At 40.5% G+C, this 18,216-nt stretch carries 18 protein-coding genes and 1 pseudogene; 5 read left to right on the forward strand and 14 right to left on the reverse strand.

From position 1 onward, the window contains the following. Positions 1–85 precede the first annotated feature (85 nt). Entirely contained in the window at positions 86–1,357 is a 1,272-nt protein-coding gene (purD, locus tag IPP77_15290; GenBank protein MBL0310974.1) for a phosphoribosylamine--glycine ligase, read from the forward strand. A gap of 15 nt (positions 1,358–1,372) precedes the next feature. Here the strand turns inward: purD and IPP77_15295 are convergent, their stop codons facing one another. From IPP77_15295 to IPP77_15305, 3 genes are all read right to left on the reverse strand, one after another. After that, positions 1,373–1,609, reverse strand: coding sequence for a hypothetical protein (locus IPP77_15295; protein MBL0310975.1), 237 nt, complete (start codon positions 1,607–1,609; stop codon positions 1,373–1,375). 50 nt (positions 1,610–1,659) lie between these two features. Continuing rightward, positions 1,660–2,037, reverse strand: a complete 378-nt coding sequence (locus IPP77_15300) for a hypothetical protein (GenBank protein ID MBL0310976.1) — start codon at positions 2,035–2,037, stop codon at positions 1,660–1,662. 454 nt (positions 2,038–2,491) lie between these two features. Further along, complete coding sequence (locus IPP77_15305; GenBank protein MBL0310977.1) at positions 2,492–3,379, reverse strand: tyrosine-type recombinase/integrase; 888 nt, start codon at positions 3,377–3,379, stop codon at positions 2,492–2,494. A gap of 142 nt (positions 3,380–3,521) precedes the next feature. Here IPP77_15305 and IPP77_15310 point away from each other — a divergent pair, with 142 nt between their 5' ends. The 3 genes from IPP77_15310 to dnaA all read left to right on the forward strand — a co-directional run bounded on the left by IPP77_15310 (position 3,522) and on the right by dnaA (position 7,273). After that, positions 3,522–4,055, forward strand: a complete 534-nt coding sequence (locus tag IPP77_15310; GenBank protein MBL0310978.1) for a hypothetical protein — start codon at positions 3,522–3,524, stop codon at positions 4,053–4,055. 14 nt (positions 4,056–4,069) lie between these two features. After that, on the forward strand, positions 4,070–5,620 hold the full coding sequence (locus IPP77_15315) for a methylmalonyl-CoA mutase (protein MBL0310979.1): 1,551 nt from the start codon (positions 4,070–4,072) through the stop codon (positions 5,618–5,620). A gap of 213 nt (positions 5,621–5,833) precedes the next feature. Beyond that, positions 5,834–7,273 (forward strand): chromosomal replication initiator protein DnaA, encoded by a 1,440-nt coding sequence (gene dnaA / locus IPP77_15320; protein MBL0310980.1) that lies wholly within the window; start codon positions 5,834–5,836, stop codon positions 7,271–7,273. A 79-nt stretch (positions 7,274–7,352) separates the two neighbouring features. On the opposite strand, the pseudogene rplI reads toward dnaA, so the two are convergent. From rplI to IPP77_15335, 3 genes and pseudogenes are all read right to left on the reverse strand, one after another. Then, a pseudogene (gene rplI, locus IPP77_15325) lies at positions 7,353–7,803 on the reverse strand (50S ribosomal protein L9). Positions 7,804–7,829: 26 nt separating this feature from the next. After that, the gene (locus IPP77_15330) at positions 7,830–8,102 is read right to left on the reverse strand and encodes a 30S ribosomal protein S18 (protein ID MBL0310981.1); all 273 of its coding nucleotides are present in this window, start codon (positions 8,100–8,102) and stop codon (positions 7,830–7,832) included. Beyond that, positions 8,099–8,476 carry a 30S ribosomal protein S6 gene (locus IPP77_15335; protein ID MBL0310982.1) on the reverse strand — a complete coding sequence of 126 codons (378 nt, stop codon included), beginning with the start codon at positions 8,474–8,476 and terminating at the stop codon, positions 8,099–8,101. Before IPP77_15335 ends, IPP77_15330 begins: the two co-directional genes overlap by 4 nt. A 208-nt stretch (positions 8,477–8,684) precedes the next feature. Between IPP77_15335 and IPP77_15340 the strand changes: the two genes are divergently transcribed. Continuing rightward, the gene (locus tag IPP77_15340) at positions 8,685–9,281 is read left to right on the forward strand and encodes a ribonuclease HII (protein ID MBL0310983.1); all 597 of its coding nucleotides are present in this window, start codon (positions 8,685–8,687) and stop codon (positions 9,279–9,281) included. Between the two features lie 989 nt (positions 9,282–10,270). Here the strand turns inward: IPP77_15340 and IPP77_15345 are convergent. The 8 genes from IPP77_15345 to IPP77_15380 all read right to left on the reverse strand — a co-directional run. Next, a complete protein-coding gene (locus IPP77_15345; protein ID MBL0310984.1) occupies positions 10,271–11,590 on the reverse strand; it encodes an oligosaccharide flippase family protein in 1,320 nt (439 codons plus the stop codon). Next, positions 11,583–12,833, reverse strand: a complete 1,251-nt coding sequence (locus IPP77_15350) for a hypothetical protein (GenBank protein ID MBL0310985.1) — start codon at positions 12,831–12,833, stop codon at positions 11,583–11,585. The genes IPP77_15345 and IPP77_15350 overlap by 8 nt, the downstream gene beginning before the upstream one ends. Positions 12,834–13,194: 361 nt before the next feature. Next, positions 13,195–14,088, reverse strand: a complete 894-nt coding sequence (locus tag IPP77_15355) for a hypothetical protein (protein MBL0310986.1) — start codon at positions 14,086–14,088, stop codon at positions 13,195–13,197. Further along, on the reverse strand, positions 14,073–14,918 hold the full coding sequence (locus IPP77_15360) for a DegT/DnrJ/EryC1/StrS family aminotransferase (protein MBL0310987.1): 846 nt from the start codon (positions 14,916–14,918) through the stop codon (positions 14,073–14,075). Before IPP77_15360 ends, IPP77_15355 begins: the two co-directional genes overlap by 16 nt. Next, positions 14,915–15,886, reverse strand: coding sequence for a hypothetical protein (locus IPP77_15365; protein MBL0310988.1), 972 nt, complete (start codon positions 15,884–15,886; stop codon positions 14,915–14,917). The genes IPP77_15360 and IPP77_15365 overlap by 4 nt, the downstream gene beginning before the upstream one ends. Positions 15,887–15,901: 15 nt before the next feature. Next, positions 15,902–16,627 carry a hypothetical protein gene (locus IPP77_15370; protein MBL0310989.1) on the reverse strand — a complete coding sequence of 242 codons (726 nt, stop codon included), beginning with the start codon at positions 16,625–16,627 and terminating at the stop codon, positions 15,902–15,904. A gap of 48 nt (positions 16,628–16,675) precedes the next feature. Further along, on the reverse strand, positions 16,676–17,413 hold the full coding sequence (locus IPP77_15375) for a methionyl-tRNA formyltransferase (protein MBL0310990.1): 738 nt from the start codon (positions 17,411–17,413) through the stop codon (positions 16,676–16,678). Positions 17,414–17,447: 34 nt separating this feature from the next. Then, positions 17,448–18,216 (reverse strand): class I SAM-dependent methyltransferase (locus tag IPP77_15380; protein ID MBL0310991.1); only part of this gene is annotated, 769 nt, incomplete at its 5' end.

Here is an 18,216-nt window from a genome sequence, read left to right on the forward strand (position 1 = left end):
GCCTTTAAATCAGGGGAGGTGAGATTGTCAAATAAATAGTGGAGATATCGCGGCTCCTGATACATTCGCACAAAAAAATAGCAGGATGAATGTACTTCTATTAGGATCGGGTGGCCGAGAGCATGCTTTTGCGTGGAAAATCAGCCAAAGCAAATTTTGTGAAAAATTGTTTATAGCCCCTGGAAACGCAGGAACAGCCCGGCATGGCAAGAATATAGCCATAGATATTAATGACTTTACAAGCATCGAGGAGTTTTCAATAGAAAATGAAATTGGCCTAATCATAGTTGGCCCCGAAGACCCACTGGTGAATGGCATTTACGACTATTTCCAAAAAGAGTCCTTAAAACATATTCCGGTCATCGGCCCTTCAAAAATGGGGGCTATGCTGGAGGGTAGCAAATCTTTTGCAAAGAAATTTATGCTCCGGCATAGAATCCCGACAGCAACTTATGCAGAGTTTTCGGCCGAAACTTTGGAGGATGGTTTCGACTTTATTGATGAACAAGTTCCGCCTATAGTGATTAAAGCAGACGGGCTAGCTGCCGGAAAGGGAGTGTTGATTTGCGAAAGTCACATGGAGGCAAAGGATTCTCTCCGCGATATATTAGAGGCAAACAAGTTCGGCAAGGCGGGAACTCGTGTAGTGATTGAACAGTTTTTAAAGGGGATCGAATTCTCCGTTTTTGTATTGACCGATGGCGAGCATTATAAAATTCTTCCCAATGCCAAGGACTACAAGCGAATCGGCGAAGGAGATACGGGTTTGAACACCGGAGGCATGGGCTGTATTTCTCCAGTACCTTTTGTGGGCAAAGAAATGATGCAAAAAGTAGAGGAGCGAGTGATTATTCCTACGGTAAATGGTTTGAAGGAAGACAATATTATTTATAAGGGCTTCATATATATCGGCTTAATGAGCGTGGGAGGAGAGCCATTCGTTATTGAATACAATTGTCGGATGGGCGATCCAGAAACCGAAGTTATTTTCCCCAGAATCAAATCTGACTTTTTGAAACATTTAACCGCATTAGCGAATGGTCGTTTATCAGAAGAAATAATAGAAATAGATGAACGCGCAACAGCCACTGTGGTAGCGGCATCGGGTGGTTACCCCGGCAACTATGAAAAAGGGAAGGAGATCTCTGGATTAGAAACCCCACATAGTGACAGTATTATTTTTCATGCCGGAACAAAACAAGAGCAAGGGAAAATACTGACCAACGGGGGACGAGTACTCACGGTAACCTCCTTTGGAAAAGATATTCAGGAGGCGACCAAGCGATCTAACCTCGCTATGGAGCAAATCCATTTCGACGGAATATACTATCGAAAGGACATAGGCTATGAATTCTGATAGGTAAGTACCGGTTTACGATTCCTGTAAATGCTCGGTTTTGTCGCTATACTCCATAATGATTCTAATCGAAGTATTGCTGGGCTGTTTCATCTTGCCATTCAATAAGCCTTTGGCTTCCAGCAGCTCTTCCAATTCCGTATGAAGTGATTCATTCAGAACAAGTTCCCTCGCAATCAATTCACGCTCTGCTTCCGTGGTTTCACCATACAGGTGACGAACTAATAATTCTTGTGTAAAGTTTGTTTTCATAGTTTTGATTTATACCTCTAAAACGAACCTTCGGGAATATATTGTATGGATTAAAAAAGATTTTTTCCGAGAGTAGCTTTCTCTCTTTCCAAGGCTGGTTTGTGTGTTTCCGCCACAAACTTTCCTATTTCTGCTGCTGACTTAGGTGTTTTCGTCACAGAATTACCTGTTTTCGTCGCGGTTTTGCCTATTTCTGTGGCGAATCTCCCTATTTTTACGACAGACTTAGGTATTTCCACCACGGACTTCCATGTTTTCGTGATGGACTTCCCTATTTTTGTCGAGGACTTCCCTATTTCTGTGGCAGTTTTGCCTATTTCTGCGACAGAAACAGTCTGGGAATTTGCGGAAAGATGGCTAATTAACAGAAAAACGTGAAAAAGCGGTATATATCTGAGAGAAACCGAATGCATAGTCTCTATAGCCATTCAAAAATGTCTGTTTTTAGATGAAGTAGATAATTCAACAAGGCACCTCCACTTAACCTTTCAGGTATATCGCAACCATGAAAAGCGAGAATTAAGCCGCTTTACTTTTAGTGGCCTTCACCGTGCGCTTGCGCGTTTCTGTAAGAAGTGTTTTTTGCTCCGCTTTACTCATAAAATCTAATATCCTATAAAGGTGATGGATTTTGTTTTATTGAAAAAGCCTTCCAAAACCCAACTCAATGACTCTCATACCTTATCCGGAGGTTCATAAACCTATTCATTTAGTTTTGTGACCCGGCAGCACAATGCCAAATGACATGGAGTTTTGACAAATTTAGAATTTGTCAAAACTTTGTCGTAGCTACTCGAACGCATTGAAGCAGTATTATTAGGAGCGGCCTGTTATTCATTTGGTCGAAAAGTGATTACCCTTCCTTTTGTGCAAGAGGCTCGACTACGCTTTCGGATGCGCCTGCTTGTAGATGTTTTTGAGCTTCTCGATAGTATTGTGAGTATAAACCTGCGTGGCAGCGAGGCTGCTATGTCCTAATAATTCTTTCACGGCGTTGATGTCCGCCCCTTGGTTCATGAGGTGCGTAGCAAAAGTGTGGCGGAGTACGTGCGGACTTTTCTTGTCAACGGTAGTTATCAGGCTAAGATATTTTTTGACAATCAGATAGACCGAAGTAGGCTTCATTTTCTTTCCCTTTTCATCCACCACCAAAAAATTATCTGTTGGGTCTGATATCAATTGTCTTTTGTTTTCGATAAAGCGTTGGATAGATTTCTTCAAGTCAGGATGCAGTGGGATGATTCGTTCCTTATTGCCTTTACCCAACACCTTGATTTGTGATTGGTAAAAATCAATATCGCTTTCGCGCAGATGGATGAGTTCGCTGCGGCGGATGCCCGTGCCGTAAAATATCTCCAAGATTATTTTATCACGATGCCCTTCATAGCCTTCCGGAAATTCCATTTGTCCCAATAGCTTTTCCATAGCCGGTAACTCTACAAATACCGGAAGACGTTTGGAGGTTTTGGGCGTTTGAACTTTGGCTAAAGGATTTTTTTTGAGCAGACCTTTCCGCATCAGGAATTTATAAAAGGACTGGAGCGAAGAAATTTTACGGTTGATAGAACGGGGGGTTATTTTCCTTTCCATCATGCTCACCATCCAATTGCGCACGGAGGAGTGTGTGGCATCCTGAATTTCGCGGTCCTCATTTTGTTTGATAAAATCACCAAACTGTTTCAAATCATTGCGATAGGACTCCAGCGTGTTGTGCGAATACCGTTTTTCGTATTCAATATAATTGAGGAAAGACTGAACAGGTGACTGCATGATTCAAAGATAGAACGCATATCTGTATGGCAGATTGCACTTTTCAACTTATGGAGGGGCTGATGGGTAAAATAGCCACCAGTGCTATTATTGCTGTTCCTTTCTATTTTAGTCGCGCAATTTGAAGCATAATGAACTCCCTATGGATGTGGTACAGGAATTAATAGAAATACTGAAATATACTTTGCCGGCACTGATCGTTTTTCTGACGGCCTATAAGTTGCTGTCAAGCTATATGCAGAAAGACGCGCGAGGCAAGGCGCTGGAACTCAAGATGCAACGCGATAAAGAAATTGTCTTGTTGCGCTTGCAGGCGTATGAAAGGCTGGCTCTCTTTTTAGAACGCATCACTCCGGTGAGTGCTATTTCAAGAGTGCGAAAACCTGATATGCTCTCCTCGGAATTGCAGTATGCAGTTATAAAAAACATTCGAGAGGAATATGAACACAACCTTTCGCAGCAGATTTATGTTTCTTCCAATGCCTGGAACCTGATTGTAGCTGCCAAAGAAGAAATGTTGAAGACCATCAACCTGATCGCCAATCAGTTACCCAACGATGCCTCAGCAAGCCATCTTATCAATGCTATCTTCACTGGAATTGAAAGAGCGAACGCTCCGCTTCCTACGGAACAAGCATTGGAGTTTTTGAAAGCTGAGTGCCGGGAATTATTTTAAGCAAAGAATAAACTATGAGCAAAAAATTTATAACCGATTCTGGTATTGAAATACAACGAACCTATTCCCCATATAAAGGAGAGGTGGGGGAGCCGGGGAAATTTCCTTTCACCCGTGGCATTCATCCCGAAGCCTATCGAAGCAGGTTATGGACTATGCGCCAGTATGCAGGTTTCTCGACGGCAGAGGAAAGTAATAAACGGTATCATTATCTGTTATCGCAGGGAGTGATGGGTTTAAGTGTAGCCTTTGATTTACCTACACAAATAGGCTATGATTCTGACCATGCGCTTGCAGAGGGGGAAGTGGGTAAGGTTGGTGTAGCGATTGATTCGTTGGAAGATATGGAGCTGCTCTTTAAGGACATTAAACTTGAAGATATTTCTACGTCTATGACCATCAACTCTACGGCCTACATTCTGTTGTCCTTATATATCGCACTCGCCAAAAAGCAGGGTGCAGATTTGAAAAAAATTACGGGCACGATTCAGAATGATATACTCAAGGAGTACGCGGCACGTGGAACATACATCTATCCTCCTAAGCCTTCCATGAAAATCATCACCGACATTTTTGAATACTGCAATCAGGAAGTTCCAAAGTGGAATACGATTTCGATTTCCGGCTATCATATCCGCGAAGCAGGCTCTACGGCAGTTCAAGAGATAGCCTTTACTCTTGCCAACGGAAAAGCATATTGTCAGGCGGCACAAAAAAAGGGATTGGATATCAACCAATTCGGTCAGCGCCTGTCTTTCTTCTTTAATGCGCACAACAATTTTTTTGAAGAGGTGGCTAAGTTTCGTGCAGCTCGGAGGATGTGGGCAAAGATTACCAGCGAATTGGGAGCTACGGATGCGCGGGCACAAATGCTACGCTTTCATACACAAACAGGAGGCTCTACTTTAACTGCACAGCAACCAAAAAATAATATTTCACGAGTGACACTTCAAGCGCTCGCATCTGTATTAGGAGGAACACAATCTCTCCATACTAATGGATATGACGAAGCCCTTTCGCTCCCAACAGAAGAAGCAGCTAAAGTGGCGCTGCGCACTCAGCAAATTATTGGATATGAAAGTGGTGTTACTGAAACAGTGGATCCCTTGGCAGGTTCTTACTTTATAGAAACCCTTACAGACCAGATAGAGGAAGAAGCTTGGAAATATATTCAGCGTATAGATGAAATGGGAGGTAGTGTTTCGGCTATTGAACAAGGCTTTATGCAGAATGAAATTGCCCGAGCTTCTTATCAGTTTCAGCAGGCCGTAGAAAACAAAGAAAAAATTATTGTGGGGGTCAACCAATTCGTAGAGAAAGAAGCAGTACCTACTGGCTTACTGCGAATTGATGATTCCATTCGCAAAGTACAATCGGACAAATTAGCCACATTACGTTCAAAAAGAAATCAGGTGGAAGTAACTGCTTCGTTGGGAAAAATCAAACAGGCAGCGAAAGAAGATAGAAACCTAATGCCCTTGGTAATCCAAGCCGTAGAGTCATTGGCTACTCTGGGAGAAATTGCTGATTCGCTTCGCGAAATTTATGGAGAATATCAAGGATAGCCTTAAATAATGTCCTGCCGCATGTAGTAAAATTCCTCCGCAAAAGAAGAAGTAGGGGGAAGTATTTTTTCGGTTTTCATACTATTTTTTTACTGAAAAGATTTTTTTAAAAAATGTTTTGCTGAAAATTTTTTTGTGCACATTCTTTTGTTCATTTTCACGTCATCAAAGACACACCCAAATAAAAACCCCACGAATATAAATATGAACAGCATGAAGGAAAAATCGGCAAATAGTGTTTGGAACAATTGCATGGAAATCATTAAGGACAATGTAAATCCACAAAGTTTCAAAACTTGGTTTGAACCGATTAGACCGGTAGAGTTGAATGGAACTGTACTGACTATCCAAGTGCCTTCGCAGTTTTTTTATGAATGGTTGGAAGAACATTACGTAGCTCTGTTGCGCAAAACGGTTAAACGTGAGTTGGGTAATCACGCACGGTTGGAATATCGGATTGTTGTAGAGAACTCTTCTAATGGAAATTCACCCTCCACAGTGGATTACCCAAATTATAATGCAGGAAATTCCGGAAATCCTGAAGTAGGGTTTCCTTACTTCTTAACGGGCAATCAAATTAAAAACCCATTCATTATCCCCGGACTCAAGAAGATCAACATAGACTCACAACTGAATCAGAATTACAACTTTGATTCGTATGTAGAAGGAGACTGCAATCGTTTGGCGCGAAGTGCAGGGTATGCCGTAGCTCAAAAGCCAGGTGGCACTGCTTTCAATCCGCTCGTTATATATGGAGCCGTGGGTTTAGGTAAAACTCACCTCGTGCAGGCTATTGGAAATGAGGTGAAGCAAAACTTCCCTAATAAGACAGTACTATATGTATCAAGCGAGAAATTTACCAACCAGTTCTTTGATGCAGTAAAAAATAATTCGGTGAATGATTTTGTACACTTCTATCAATTGATAGATGTATTGATCATGGACGACATTCAGTTTTTTGGCAACAAAGAAAAAACACAGGATATCTTCTTCCACATTTTCAATCACCTGCATCAAAGTGGAAAACAGTTGGTGCTCACCTCGGATCGTCCTCCACGTGATTTGGAGGGGATGGAAGAAAGATTGCTCTCTCGTTTCAAATGGGGATTGAGTGCTGATTTGCAGATTCCTGATTTTGAAACCCGTATAGCCATCTTGGAAAAGAAAATGTATGCTGACGGTATTGAACTTCCCCGCGAGGTGGTGGAGTTTGTTGCCTATAACATCAACACCAACATCCGCGAATTGGAAGCGGCACTTATCTCTTTGCTCGCTCAGGCTTCCCTGAATAAGAAGGATGTAGATTTAGATTTAGCAAAGAAAATTATTAAGAACTTTGTCAAGAGTATCTCCAGAGAGGTTTCTATTGACTACATTCAAAAAACTGTTTGTGATTATTTCACCGTTCCGGTGGACATGTTGCGTGAAAAGACCCGGAAGCGAATGATTGTTCAGGCGCGCCAACTGTCTATGTACCTCGCAAAAAATTATACAAAGAATTCTCTCAAAGTGATTGGAAAGCATTTTGGTGGAAGAGATCATTCCACCGTCATTCACTCATGCCAAGCAGTTCAAAACTTGATGGATACCGATCAGGAATTTAGAGATGCGGTGAACGATATTCAGAAGAAAATTCAAATGAGCATTTCTTAATAGGAATGTCTGCCTTAAATAAAAAAAACCCGTCGAAAGACGGGTTTTTTTATTTTCTGATTTCAGAAAGAAAAGTAGCTTATTCTGCTACTACTTCAAAAGCTACTTTCACCTTTGTGGCTAGAACCTAGGCCCACTTCAGCGGTATAACTTCCAATTGCTTTTACTTCTCCTTCAATCACAACAATCTTGCGGCGATCTACCTCGACTTGTAATTGAGCCTTGATTGCTTCTGCAATATGATAAGGAGAAACGCTTCCGAAAATCTTTCCGGTAGTGCCTACCTTTGCTCCAATCTTGACAACTGCTGATTGAAGACGAGCTGAAATTTCGTTGAATTGTTCCAACAACTTAGCTTCACGTTTGCCTTGCCCTTTGATTCTTTGCTCTAACTGTGCCAGGTTTCCCGCATTCTTCACTACTGCAAATCCTTGCGGAATCAGGTAATTCAATCCATAGCCTGGACGGACTTTCACAACATCGTCGGCAAAGCCCAGTTTGTCTACATCTTTTATAAGAATAACTTCCATTGTTTACGTTTTTATTGGTTAAACCATTATTTCAACAAGTCGGCTACATAAGGCAGAATGCCAATATGACGAGCGCGCTTGACTGCCTGAGCCACTTTGCGTTGATACTTCAACGAATTGCCGGACAAACGACGAGGCAAAATTTTACCCTGTTCGTTGATGAACTTCAATAGGTAGTCGGGATCCTTATAATCAATATAGCGAATACCGCTCTTTTTAAAACGGCAATACTTTTTCTTTATCAAGCCGATTTTTGTAGCGGCTAAAAACCGGATGTCTTTTCCTTTTGGTTTACTCATGATGCTGTCTCCTCTTTAGTTTCGGCATTAACTTTTTTGTTTCTTCCTACCAATCCGGCGCGCTTGTCGTCGTTATACTTTACAGCATACTTGTCAAGCTTAATCGTCAGGTAACGAAGAATGTTTTCATCGCGACGAAAGGCCACTTCCAAGGTGTCCACAGCTTTGCCGCTGCCCCGGAACTCCAGCAAATGATAGATGCCGGTGGTTTTCTTCTTCATCGGATACCTTAAATTTTTAAGTCCCCAATGTTCTTCGTGAACCATCTCAGCTCCCTGGGACTTGAGAAGATCAATATATCCTTTGATCGTCTTCTTGGTGTCGTCTTCCGATAACACGGGAGTGAGAATAAATACTGTTTCGTACTGTGTCAGCATGTTTCTCTGCTTTTATGCCCACCGTAGCTTTATCGCAATGGCGGACGGGTTATAAAAAATGGACGGCAAAGATATTCCGATAGCCCGAATTTCCAAATACCCGACCAGAATCGGCTTTAATTTAGAAAAGCCCGTGAGGGGGCCTAACCATGTGGAAAGAAACTTTCTGGTCGTTCAAAAGGCTCGATTACTTTAGCAATACGTTATGCTTTTGCCCTATTATCAGGATAAACTTATGGAAGTAGGTTGCGATGAGGCCGGTCGGGGTTGTTTGGCAGGTCCGGTATATGCGGCTGCTGTGATCTTGCCGAAAGATTTTAAGAACCGGGAACTGAACGACTCGAAGAAGCTTTCGCGCAAACAAAGGGAGGCCCTTAGACTGATTGTCGAAAAGGAGGCAATAGGCTATGCGGTTGCTAGTTTCGATAATCTGAAAATTGACCAAATCAATATTTTGAACGCTTCGATCTTAGCTATGCACGAGGCACTGAGGCAGATCAGGGAAAAGTTTGGGTTGATATTGGTGGACGGCAACCGATTCAAACCCTTTAAGAAAATTCCTTACCAAACTATTGTTCAGGGAGATGGAATATATATGAGTATCGCGGCGGCATCTATTCTCGCCAAAACATACCGCGATGAATTTATGGAGCAAGCGCATCACCAATATCCTGTTTATAACTGGCACTCAAACAAAGGCTACGGTACAGAAACACACCGAAAGGCTATTATGGAACATGGTTATTCCCCTCTTCATCGCAGGAGTTTCGTATTGAAAGAAATGCAGCTCAGGATTCTCTGATTAAACCATTAAATAGCCAGTTAGAAGTTTAAAGTTTGGTTTCTGACAAAGGGGAGAAGGTTATTTATTAGGGCGTAGCAAAATATAGGTCAAGGGCAATAGTTGCATTTTCCGACTTTGTGCCTTCTCAGATTAGTTAATTCGGCAATAGTTCTTGTCTATAAATTAGGTGTTACAAAGGGAGCCAGGTCGCCTACCCGATTGTCCAGATTTGGCGAGTCATCATGTCTTTCAGTATTTTGTTCTCGATGAAATCAAGGTTGCTTACGAATTGTTTATTGTCATTTCATTGCCGTGAAGGCAGGTTAATGCCGCCTTGTTGGTTTTTAAAGATGAGCAGCCGGAGATCTTTGATGCCTACGTTCAATATATCAATCACAAAATATCGGCAGTCCAAATTCGGGAGTCTCCTCATTTAAAACCCTATACGAATAACTGGGTTCAAGACCTTACGCCCGCACAACTCTTGGCAGCACGGAGGAATAATGGCAATGCTACCTCAAAACACAAAGAGCACGTATCTGATAAATAGTCAAAGTGGAAGGGGCGAGTACAAAAAAGCAAAAGATGACTTTTTCAGCGAATCAGTGCTTATCTTCGCGTAATCAGCACACATCTTGACAAGAAGTGTGCTGATTAGGAGAAGAAGTGTGCAGCTTTAGACAAGAAGTGTGCTGATTTAGGGAAGAAGTGTGCTGCTTCGCACTAGATGTGTGCTGATTAGCACAGAATCAGCACAAGATAGCGCGCAATGTGTGCTGATTCGCTGAAGATGTGTGCAAATGAGAAAATGATAGGTGTTTTTGGCCAATTTAGCGGATTTGATTTGACAGTTTTTCCGTTTTATCAAAGTTTAGTGAGCAGACCCTCTAAAGTCATTTAATACAAGCTATATTTTCCCCACGAAGAAGTGTGGTGTTGTAACTCCACATTTCATATCAAAACGGCAGGTGTTTTGATTACTACCTGTGTCTGGTATATATTTATGACTAAAAATATTTTGAATGTAGAAATACAACCAAAGCGCATAACACAAAGCCTACTGAGAAGATTTTATAATCAAAACCTATGTAATAGAGTTTTTCTGAATTAACCCACGATAAGATAAGAATAGCCGTATTTCCCGTTAACAGACATAATGGTACTGCCGATAAGCCGTATGTTGGAATCGTAAAGAAAAGTAGGCTGAGATTTAGAACTGTTCCAATAAAAAAGATAATGGTGTTGTATTCAGTCTTCTTCGTTATGCCGGCACCTATTGCCGAAAAACGCAGAATTATTTCTTTTATTCCTACCGAAAATGCGAGTACCCCTATGTACTTGATGCCTTCCATATACCTTTCATTAGCCAGCAGTTTGACCAATAGATGAGAAAACAAGGTCATGGCAATAATCATGGCAAAAGTGGCTAAGGAGGCATAAGTCTGGGCTTTTTTGTATATCTGCTTATGATGAGGTTTTTCAAATACTTCCCAGAAGTAAGGTTCCCATATCATTCTTATTACAGCGTAGCTAACAGTAATTAAACCGGCAATCTTCAATGCAAATGAATAGATTCCTATTTCCTTTAGGGACAGATGCGAGAGCATAATAAATCGGTTCAAACTGGTGTTGCCCCATGAAATGATAACCACTGGAACCAAAGGGAGTGAAAAGCGCAGCATATCCCGGGTAAAAGGGGTCTTTAATTTGAAACCCAAATATTTTCTCCAATAGAAGAGTAAAAGACTTAACGTAATCCCGTATCCGGTAAACTCTCCAATGAATATTCCCTGAATACCAACCTTCTTGTACAGAACAAAAAACAATATAAATCCCAGAACCGAGGTGGTTTGAAACACACTAAGGAGGGTGTAAGCCAAAGGCTTTTTTCGGTATCTAAGCGCCAGACTAAATAAGGAGACCAGATTGATTAGGGGCAATTTCGCGACGGCTAATAAAAGAAGCAAGTGTTGTTCCTGCGACCCAAACATGAGTACAGAGATTTGTTTGGAAAAGATAGCAACCAATATTACCAGCGTTATGGAGCACAAGAATATAATCGTTACCGCATTGGAGATTAGATCCCTTTTTGCATCGTCCGTTTTTGCTGTATAATAGAATCTCGCCACCGATGACTCCAGTTGTAACATCCCAACGACCGATAACAATGTTACTAAGGTGACAACTACGTCAATTGTGCCATATTCTGCCGGAGGGAATACTTTGGTATAAAGTGGAATAAGAATAATCCCCAAGAGATTGTTGACGCCGAAAGAGACTCCGTAAATGAGAAAGTCCTTGAAATGCCTTTTGATTTGGCTAAGCATTTCTCGAATAGATTTCTATGGACTCCACTGATTGCTGTAAACTATAATTAGCTAAAAATAAATCGCTTTCTGAAGAAAGCAGGCCCCCTGCATAGAGGGATGTGTTGATCAGAACAACCGCAGGGTTGTAGCGATCAATGTGGTCTATTATCCAGTTGGGAGAGATAATTTCAAAACTATTATTAAACTGAATCTGAAAGGCTGCTTTATCTTTATAGTAATTGGTTATGCAGGGCATGAGAGGTGAAAACTTAGAGGCAGATAAAATTTTCATCAATTGGTAATCATTTGAAGTAATCGTTTGGTTGGGGATTGAAATATCGTCCAAAACACGAAGCACTCTTTCAGGAAGACTTCCTTTATCTCCTGGCTTTTTATCCGATGAATATTTCCTATTGCCAAAAACATAAACTGAAATAAACAGTGCCCAAAATCCGGAATATATCAACACCCATTTCATGGGAAATATCAGAATGAACATCAGCGTAGCGACAGGGAAGGTGAATTCAAGATAGCGTTGTGGCTCTCCCAAAAAGCGCGTCCAGCGGAATGAGGTGAGAACAAAAGCCAATAGGGCGATTACCAGTAATTTTGCAAGCACATTCAGGATGGATGTTGTATGTAGATCTGTCGCAGGAGTGAAAAAATAGAACACCCCGACTGACATCCAGATAAAGGGCATTCCATAGATGAATTCTACCACCGGATTTGTGAGCATGTAATTTAATGCCCTTATTTTACGAGGTTCTTCTTTCAGTTTTTTCCAAAAATCATATACCAAATCCCTCCAGATACTGTACCGGGTTTTGAGGATGAAAATCTCTCCCAAAAACAAGGCATAATTTCTTTTATGATTGAATTGCCCGATTACGAAATTTTTAGCAACGCGGGGGAGAATTAAAAAATAGGAGCCGAGGGCTAGAACCGGCAACAATAAGAGTTCAGGCACTCGAAAGAAAAGAACTATAAAAGGCAAAGTGAGTAATACAAATTGAATGGCCATTTGGCTTAGTAGAAATATGACGAAAACGGCGATAAAAAGGGCAGCAAAGAGCCAGAGGGAAGGATTCAAAAGATAGGCCACTAGCAGATAGATATAAATTTGCCCGGCTAAAAGACCGACACCACGAGCAGACAGTCCCATGTTTTTAGCGTTCCAAATGACATAGCTGAAAGGGAATAGATTGAAAACCAGGTTGGCCAGCAAATATTGTATATCGGGAAAGTGGAGAATGGATTGCATCCAAAACAGAAAGGAATTAAACGCCACTATCTCAAGCAGCTTGACGATTCTGCTTACCCAAACAAATTGTTGGGTGTAAACAGTTTCGGGTAGGAAAGATAGAATCCAATGGTACAGTTGTGGATAGGCTACATTATGCTCGTTCTTACTTGAAATATAATCTGTAAGAAAACGATGGGTTTTTTTGATACGGTTTATTATGCTGACATGCACTGCGTGGTCAGATCCCTGCGAATTTCGGACTCCGACAAAGAAAATGAAAAAAAAGATTGGGGGCAAGAATATATACGGCGACGAACCAGTTCATTAACTTATTATTATTCGGAGGCCGGAAAAGTACTCCATTAAAGTAGTTTAAACATTATCCCAACCGAAAGCCAACAGTTTTAAAAAAATCAAAAGCACGTATTTCTTCTCCGCAATAGGTAACATCTTTCGCTAGAATAACTCCATTTCCGCATTTTATCAAAACACCTTGCTCAGGGATTTTTGCCACAACTTGACCGGTTATTGAAAAATAGGAGGGTGACTTCCAAGGGCTTGCTTTTTTAATTACCAGTTTCTCGCCCTTATAATAGGTAAATGCGCCTAGTGTGTAGGGCGGGGTTAATGCTCTAATGTGATTAAATACTCTTTCCGCATTCCAATTCCAATCTATTTTTCCGTCTTCCTGTCTGCGACGACAGACATAGATAGCGTCTTCTTCTCTTTGAGGTATGGATTTCTTTTCTCGGTGTATTTCAGAAAGTATGGTAGCAATATTTTCAGTGATATATTTTTCCAGACGTGATTGAATGGTAAGAATGTCATCAGCAAGCTCGATAGTTGTTAGATACTGATGAAAAATAGGACCGCTGTCAATACCGGCATCAGCTTGATGAATAGTAATGCCCGTTTTTTCTTCTCCATTGATAATTGACCAGACAAAACCATGAAAGCCACGGTAACGTGGCAATGGTGCATAATGTGTGTTGATGAAAAGATATTTATGAAGGTATTTTTGAGAAATCAGCGGAGGGTAGCTCAACATGAAAATAGCATCAAATTGAAATTGCTCAACTTCTGAATAATGGGCAATAACAGGTATCTTATGATGGTTTGCAAACGCAATTAATGGTTTACCGCTTTCAAAATTGCTATGATCAACTCCCACCGCCACAATTTCAAATCGCGAAGAGTGTGCATGCAAAATACACAGGATGTCTTCCAGCACTTTTCCTGCGCCGAGTATAATAAGTTTCATTTTTGATTCCACCTGTGTACTATCTTTAAATATGATTCTAATCTAACAAAAGGATTAATAGGAATATGCACTTCTCTGGCTACATGTGTTCTGCCAAGTTCCATTTCAGCTGCTAGCTCTTGTTGAATCGAAAAAAAATCGAGGGTATTAAAGCCATACATAAATGGGTTGGCGTTTTTGTCATCAGCATAAATTGCAGTAGAAATATTTTTTTTAAGAGTTTGATAAATGGATACGCGTTTTTTCTTCAACTCAGGAACTACGGGTAGCCACTTCTTTAATTGTTGATATAGAACTGTATCGTCAATACCTTTTATCCCTCTCTCTTTGAATGATAAAACGCCGCCATACTTAAACGGAAATATCTTTGTAAGAGAATAAACCGCAAAATCGCCAATGCTGCCCAGTCTGACTCCAGAAGCTGAATAAGAATCAAAAGACGAGATACAATCTTCAATGAGCGGAATGTTAAGATCATTAGCTGTCTTCCGAAGACTCATTAATTCAGGATGAGGAAATCCATACGTATGAATAACAAATATTGCTTTGGTCTTATCGGTCAAGACACGTGAAAGTTTGCAATAATTAAATACCGTTGCACTCACACAAGTACTTACATAGCTCGAACCGGTGGTCGTGGTAATAAATACTTCATCTTCCCACGTGAGATACAAATACTCTACTATAGCCCGAATCGCAGCTGTTCCACTCTGAAACAATTCATATTCATTGCCCGTAATTTCTTTTAAATCGCTACTTCCTATTGCGTCAAACTGAGCCAATGCTTCTTCCGGCGATTGTTGGTTCTCACTCAATTGATCTAGAGGAAGTAAGCGAATCATATTAACTCCAGTTTTAAGGAATGTCTGAAATATCCATTCGCACCAAAACTTTCTTTAAACTGAAAAATATTTGCGCGTGCTTGCATATTGACGGAAGAAGTGCCAAAATCAAAATATTCAAATCCTTGACGCTGTGAATTCAATAAAGTCTCATAGATTAACAAACTAAGACCTTGTTTATTTGCAGTTTCCGGATCACTTGCAAGGTAAAAAGATGAATCCGTTTGTTCGTTGATTCGAACATGACCAATACCGGCTAGTGGCTTTCCTTCAAAGTAAGCTACATCACACCAAAAATTACGGGGGAATGTTTTACTCAAGTAACTCCACTCTTCAAAGGTGTGAGTTGATTTGGTGCCATGTTTAGCATAAGTTAGTTCAAGTACTTTCCAAAAATCTTCTAATTTGGCATTTAATATAATTTCGACACCCTCCTTTCTCCCTTTTCGTGCCATATTACGAGCATTGGAAGTAAAGAGGTTATCTTCTAAATCTACATCTTTCAATTTTAATATACTAGCAATATCCGAATTGGAAAAACTAAACCCAATTTCTAAAAGAGCAAAATTCAACGTTTCAGAAAAATTTCGACAAAGAATACTTACGGGAGGAGTGATAATGCACTCTCGTATTTCTTTCTCAATCAAATAAGATTTTAATGTAGAAGCTACTTTTGCAGCATCCCGATAACTCAAAGCCTTATTTGTGACTATTCCTCCGAAACTTCCTCCATATGGAGACTTAGCTATTTTTTTTTCGCCCACATTAAATACCGCCATAGGCATCACAGAAAAAATGTGTTCCCCTTTCATCCACATTAGATGGTTTTCTTTATCGCTAAATTTCTCTTGATGGTATTGGAGAAAATCAAGCCGATGAAAGATTGTGCCGCTATTTGCTTCTGAAACAAACCGGTTCCAGCGATCAAAATAAGTAGGAGTATAAGGCTGTAAGTTTAAATCGGCCATATCATTTTCGTGTATTTATGTCCGGCTCCTGAAAGGATTTTGGTGAATGAACTCCGATATCGTTAAAGCACTTTGGCCAGTATTTGTCAAGTGATCGAGTACCTCTTTTATAAAAGTGCGAACACCTTTCGATTCGATGTTTCTGTGTTTCATTAATTCTGCGGGCTGTTGGTAAAATGCCTTAGCCTCTGCATATTGTTTTGCACTTTTTGTATTGATGAAAAGATGTATTGGATGAAAATCCAAAATCCATAATTGGATGTTGGACGAGTTCAATATAAATCCCGGCTCGAAATCATAGCCATATTCCCAATGAATGTCATCTTCCCAATTATAGGGGATACGGAACAAACCGTTCCATAAGGTATAAGGCACGACTGACTGATAGGGCAGAAAATGGTTAGCATCATATAATAAACCAGCATTCTTAAACTGATCTAAAAGTATTGTTGACTGGGTCATGCTATGGGAACGAACACCTTTTGCCTGAGGATAAATAAGCAACAACTCACTTATTATGTCAGGAGAACTAGTTTGAGGATTTTCAACTTTATTCTGAAGCAGGGGATTGAAATTCGGATGAATGCCGATTTCAAAAAGGGATGTATCTGCTTTTTGTAAAACTTTTGAGTCATGTGTGGCAAAAAGCGTGAGTGATACCTGATAGCTGCTAAAAAAATCAATGGTATCTTGTATCACCTCTTCGGGTGCCCAATCAATATCGCATGTAAACAGAATCATTTCTCAATTATTTCGGCATCCCAAATAATGACTTTTTTATTTGCGACATCAAACCATGCAATTAAGATAGGGTTTGGTTTGCGCTCGGATGAAATTTCTAATATTATCTGCACTCCATGTCCAATCAATTTTTCCGTCGGCAGGTGATCGTTGGGGATAAATTTTTTGCTTGGATAAATTCTGGGGGGTGATTTTTATTTTTTTCACTCCCTGCTTCAGACTGGTGTTCAATATTTCTATCGAAGTATGTGTAGCTTTATCATATAACGTTTTAATGTTGTCATTAGCACTAATTTTTATTTTTTTCTGTGCAATAATGTCTCCATCATCTACTCCATCACTTAATTTAAAAAGCGAAACACCTGTTTGATTTTCGCCGTTTATCATCGCCCAAACCAAGGGTGCTCCCCCAGCATAATCTGGAAGCAATGATGCATGAATTCCCCAAGCGCCGTATTTGGACAAGTTCCGTATGCTTGCCGGGATCATATAATACCATCCCATCACCAAAATAACATCTGGGTTGATTTTTTTGATCAGCCCCTCGTAATCAGATAGTTTGTGGCCCTGTGTCCCATTAATTTCGTGGTAAGGCACCTTCAATTTTTTAGCTATTGACTTGAGGTCAGCGAAATTGGTATTCCTGACTTTAGCTTTACTATAGGAAATTGAGAAAGTCTTTGGTACTGCAAAAACAGCTTTGACAACTGTGGATTTCTGACTAATTAGCGAATTTAATACTGCTTCGCTGAATGTAGTTGCACCTAAAAATACGCAAGTCATCATAGATTTTGTCCGGTTTATCATATATATTTTTCAATCAACAAATATTACTGAATCTGCCTGAATAGCAGGCCTCTTCCTCGTGAAAATAATTTGTAGTAAGTTGATTGTCCGTAATCCATTCTAAAAACTCCTCCTTAGAATAGCGCGAAGCGTTAGATGGGGAGTACCAATCGTAATTTGTAGATACGGAGGTGTCAAGATCTTGCTCTGCGTTCCAGTAGCACTTAATAAAATTCCAGTAGATGAATCGTTGTAAATCTTGTTTGCCTCCTTTAATGCCCAGTAGGGGCATATCAGGAAAGTCGAGTTCGATTTTAAGTTCGGAAAGTTGTTTCCCTAGTTGCGTTACTTGCTCAGATAAGGCCCAGAGTTCTTCCTTGCTACATTCTTTAGAGAATGTTCGGAAGTGCTCATCGAGCAATTCGCGCGGTAATGCCTTTTTAGCATATACATAACAAGAAAATTCACCACCGGGAGTAATTCGTTCGGTAAGATGTCGAAAAGTCTTCTCTGGATTTTCTGTATGATGAATGACCTGATCACAGCTAACGTAAGCAACCGACTGTTTTTTGAGATGTGTATCGGCTATATCCCCTCGGATGAAAAACAGATTTGGCAAATGAGCATATACCTCTCTTGCCACGTTAGCCGCTTCTGAGTAATCCATACCAATCACGAGGCTGTTAGGGGCAAGTTCTGCAAACCAAGCAGCTTTATATCCCAGCCCGCATCCGGCATCAAGTATGACGGGTTGCCGCTCTAAAAAAACCTTTAACTCCTGCTCGGTATTAAACCCATATAAT

Source organism: Bacteroidota bacterium (genome assembly GCA_016722375.1).
Classification (GTDB): Bacteria; Bacteroidota; Bacteroidia; order Chitinophagales; family LD1; genus Bog-950.

Bases quoted from the DNA above. Each gene is read 5' to 3' on its own strand.
- IPP77_15350 (MBL0310985.1), bottom strand. From the start codon at position 12,833: ATGCAATCCATTCTCCACTTTCCCGATATACAATATTTGCTGGCCAAC.
- IPP77_15360 (MBL0310987.1), bottom strand. From the start codon at position 14,918: ATGATTCGCTTACTTCCTCTAGATCAATTGAGTGAGAACCAACAATCG.
- IPP77_15310 (MBL0310978.1), top strand. From the start codon at position 3,522: ATGGATGTGGTACAGGAATTAATAGAAATACTGAAATATACTTTGCCG.
- IPP77_15345 (MBL0310984.1), bottom strand. From the start codon at position 11,590: ATGCTTAGCCAAATCAAAAGGCATTTCAAGGACTTTCTCATTTACGGA.
- IPP77_15295 (MBL0310975.1), bottom strand. From the start codon at position 1,609: ATGAAAACAAACTTTACACAAGAATTATTAGTTCGTCACCTGTATGGT.
- IPP77_15365 (MBL0310988.1), bottom strand. From the start codon at position 15,886: ATGGCCGATTTAAACTTACAGCCTTATACTCCTACTTATTTTGATCGC.
- dnaA (MBL0310980.1), top strand. From the start codon at position 5,834: ATGAAGGAAAAATCGGCAAATAGTGTTTGGAACAATTGCATGGAAATC.
- IPP77_15340 (MBL0310983.1), top strand. From the start codon at position 8,685: ATGCTTTTGCCCTATTATCAGGATAAACTTATGGAAGTAGGTTGCGAT.
- IPP77_15300 (MBL0310976.1), bottom strand. From the start codon at position 2,037: ATGGCTATAGAGACTATGCATTCGGTTTCTCTCAGATATATACCGCTT.
- IPP77_15370 (MBL0310989.1), bottom strand. From the start codon at position 16,627: ATGATTCTGTTTACATGCGATATTGATTGGGCACCCGAAGAGGTGATA.
- IPP77_15375 (MBL0310990.1), bottom strand. From the start codon at position 17,413: ATGATGACTTGCGTATTTTTAGGTGCAACTACATTCAGCGAAGCAGTA.
- IPP77_15330 (MBL0310981.1), bottom strand. From the start codon at position 8,102: ATGAGTAAACCAAAAGGAAAAGACATCCGGTTTTTAGCCGCTACAAAA.
- IPP77_15315 (MBL0310979.1), top strand. From the start codon at position 4,070: ATGAGCAAAAAATTTATAACCGATTCTGGTATTGAAATACAACGAACC.
- purD (MBL0310974.1), top strand. From the start codon at position 86: ATGAATGTACTTCTATTAGGATCGGGTGGCCGAGAGCATGCTTTTGCG.
- IPP77_15305 (MBL0310977.1), bottom strand. From the start codon at position 3,379: ATGCAGTCACCTGTTCAGTCTTTCCTCAATTATATTGAATACGAAAAA.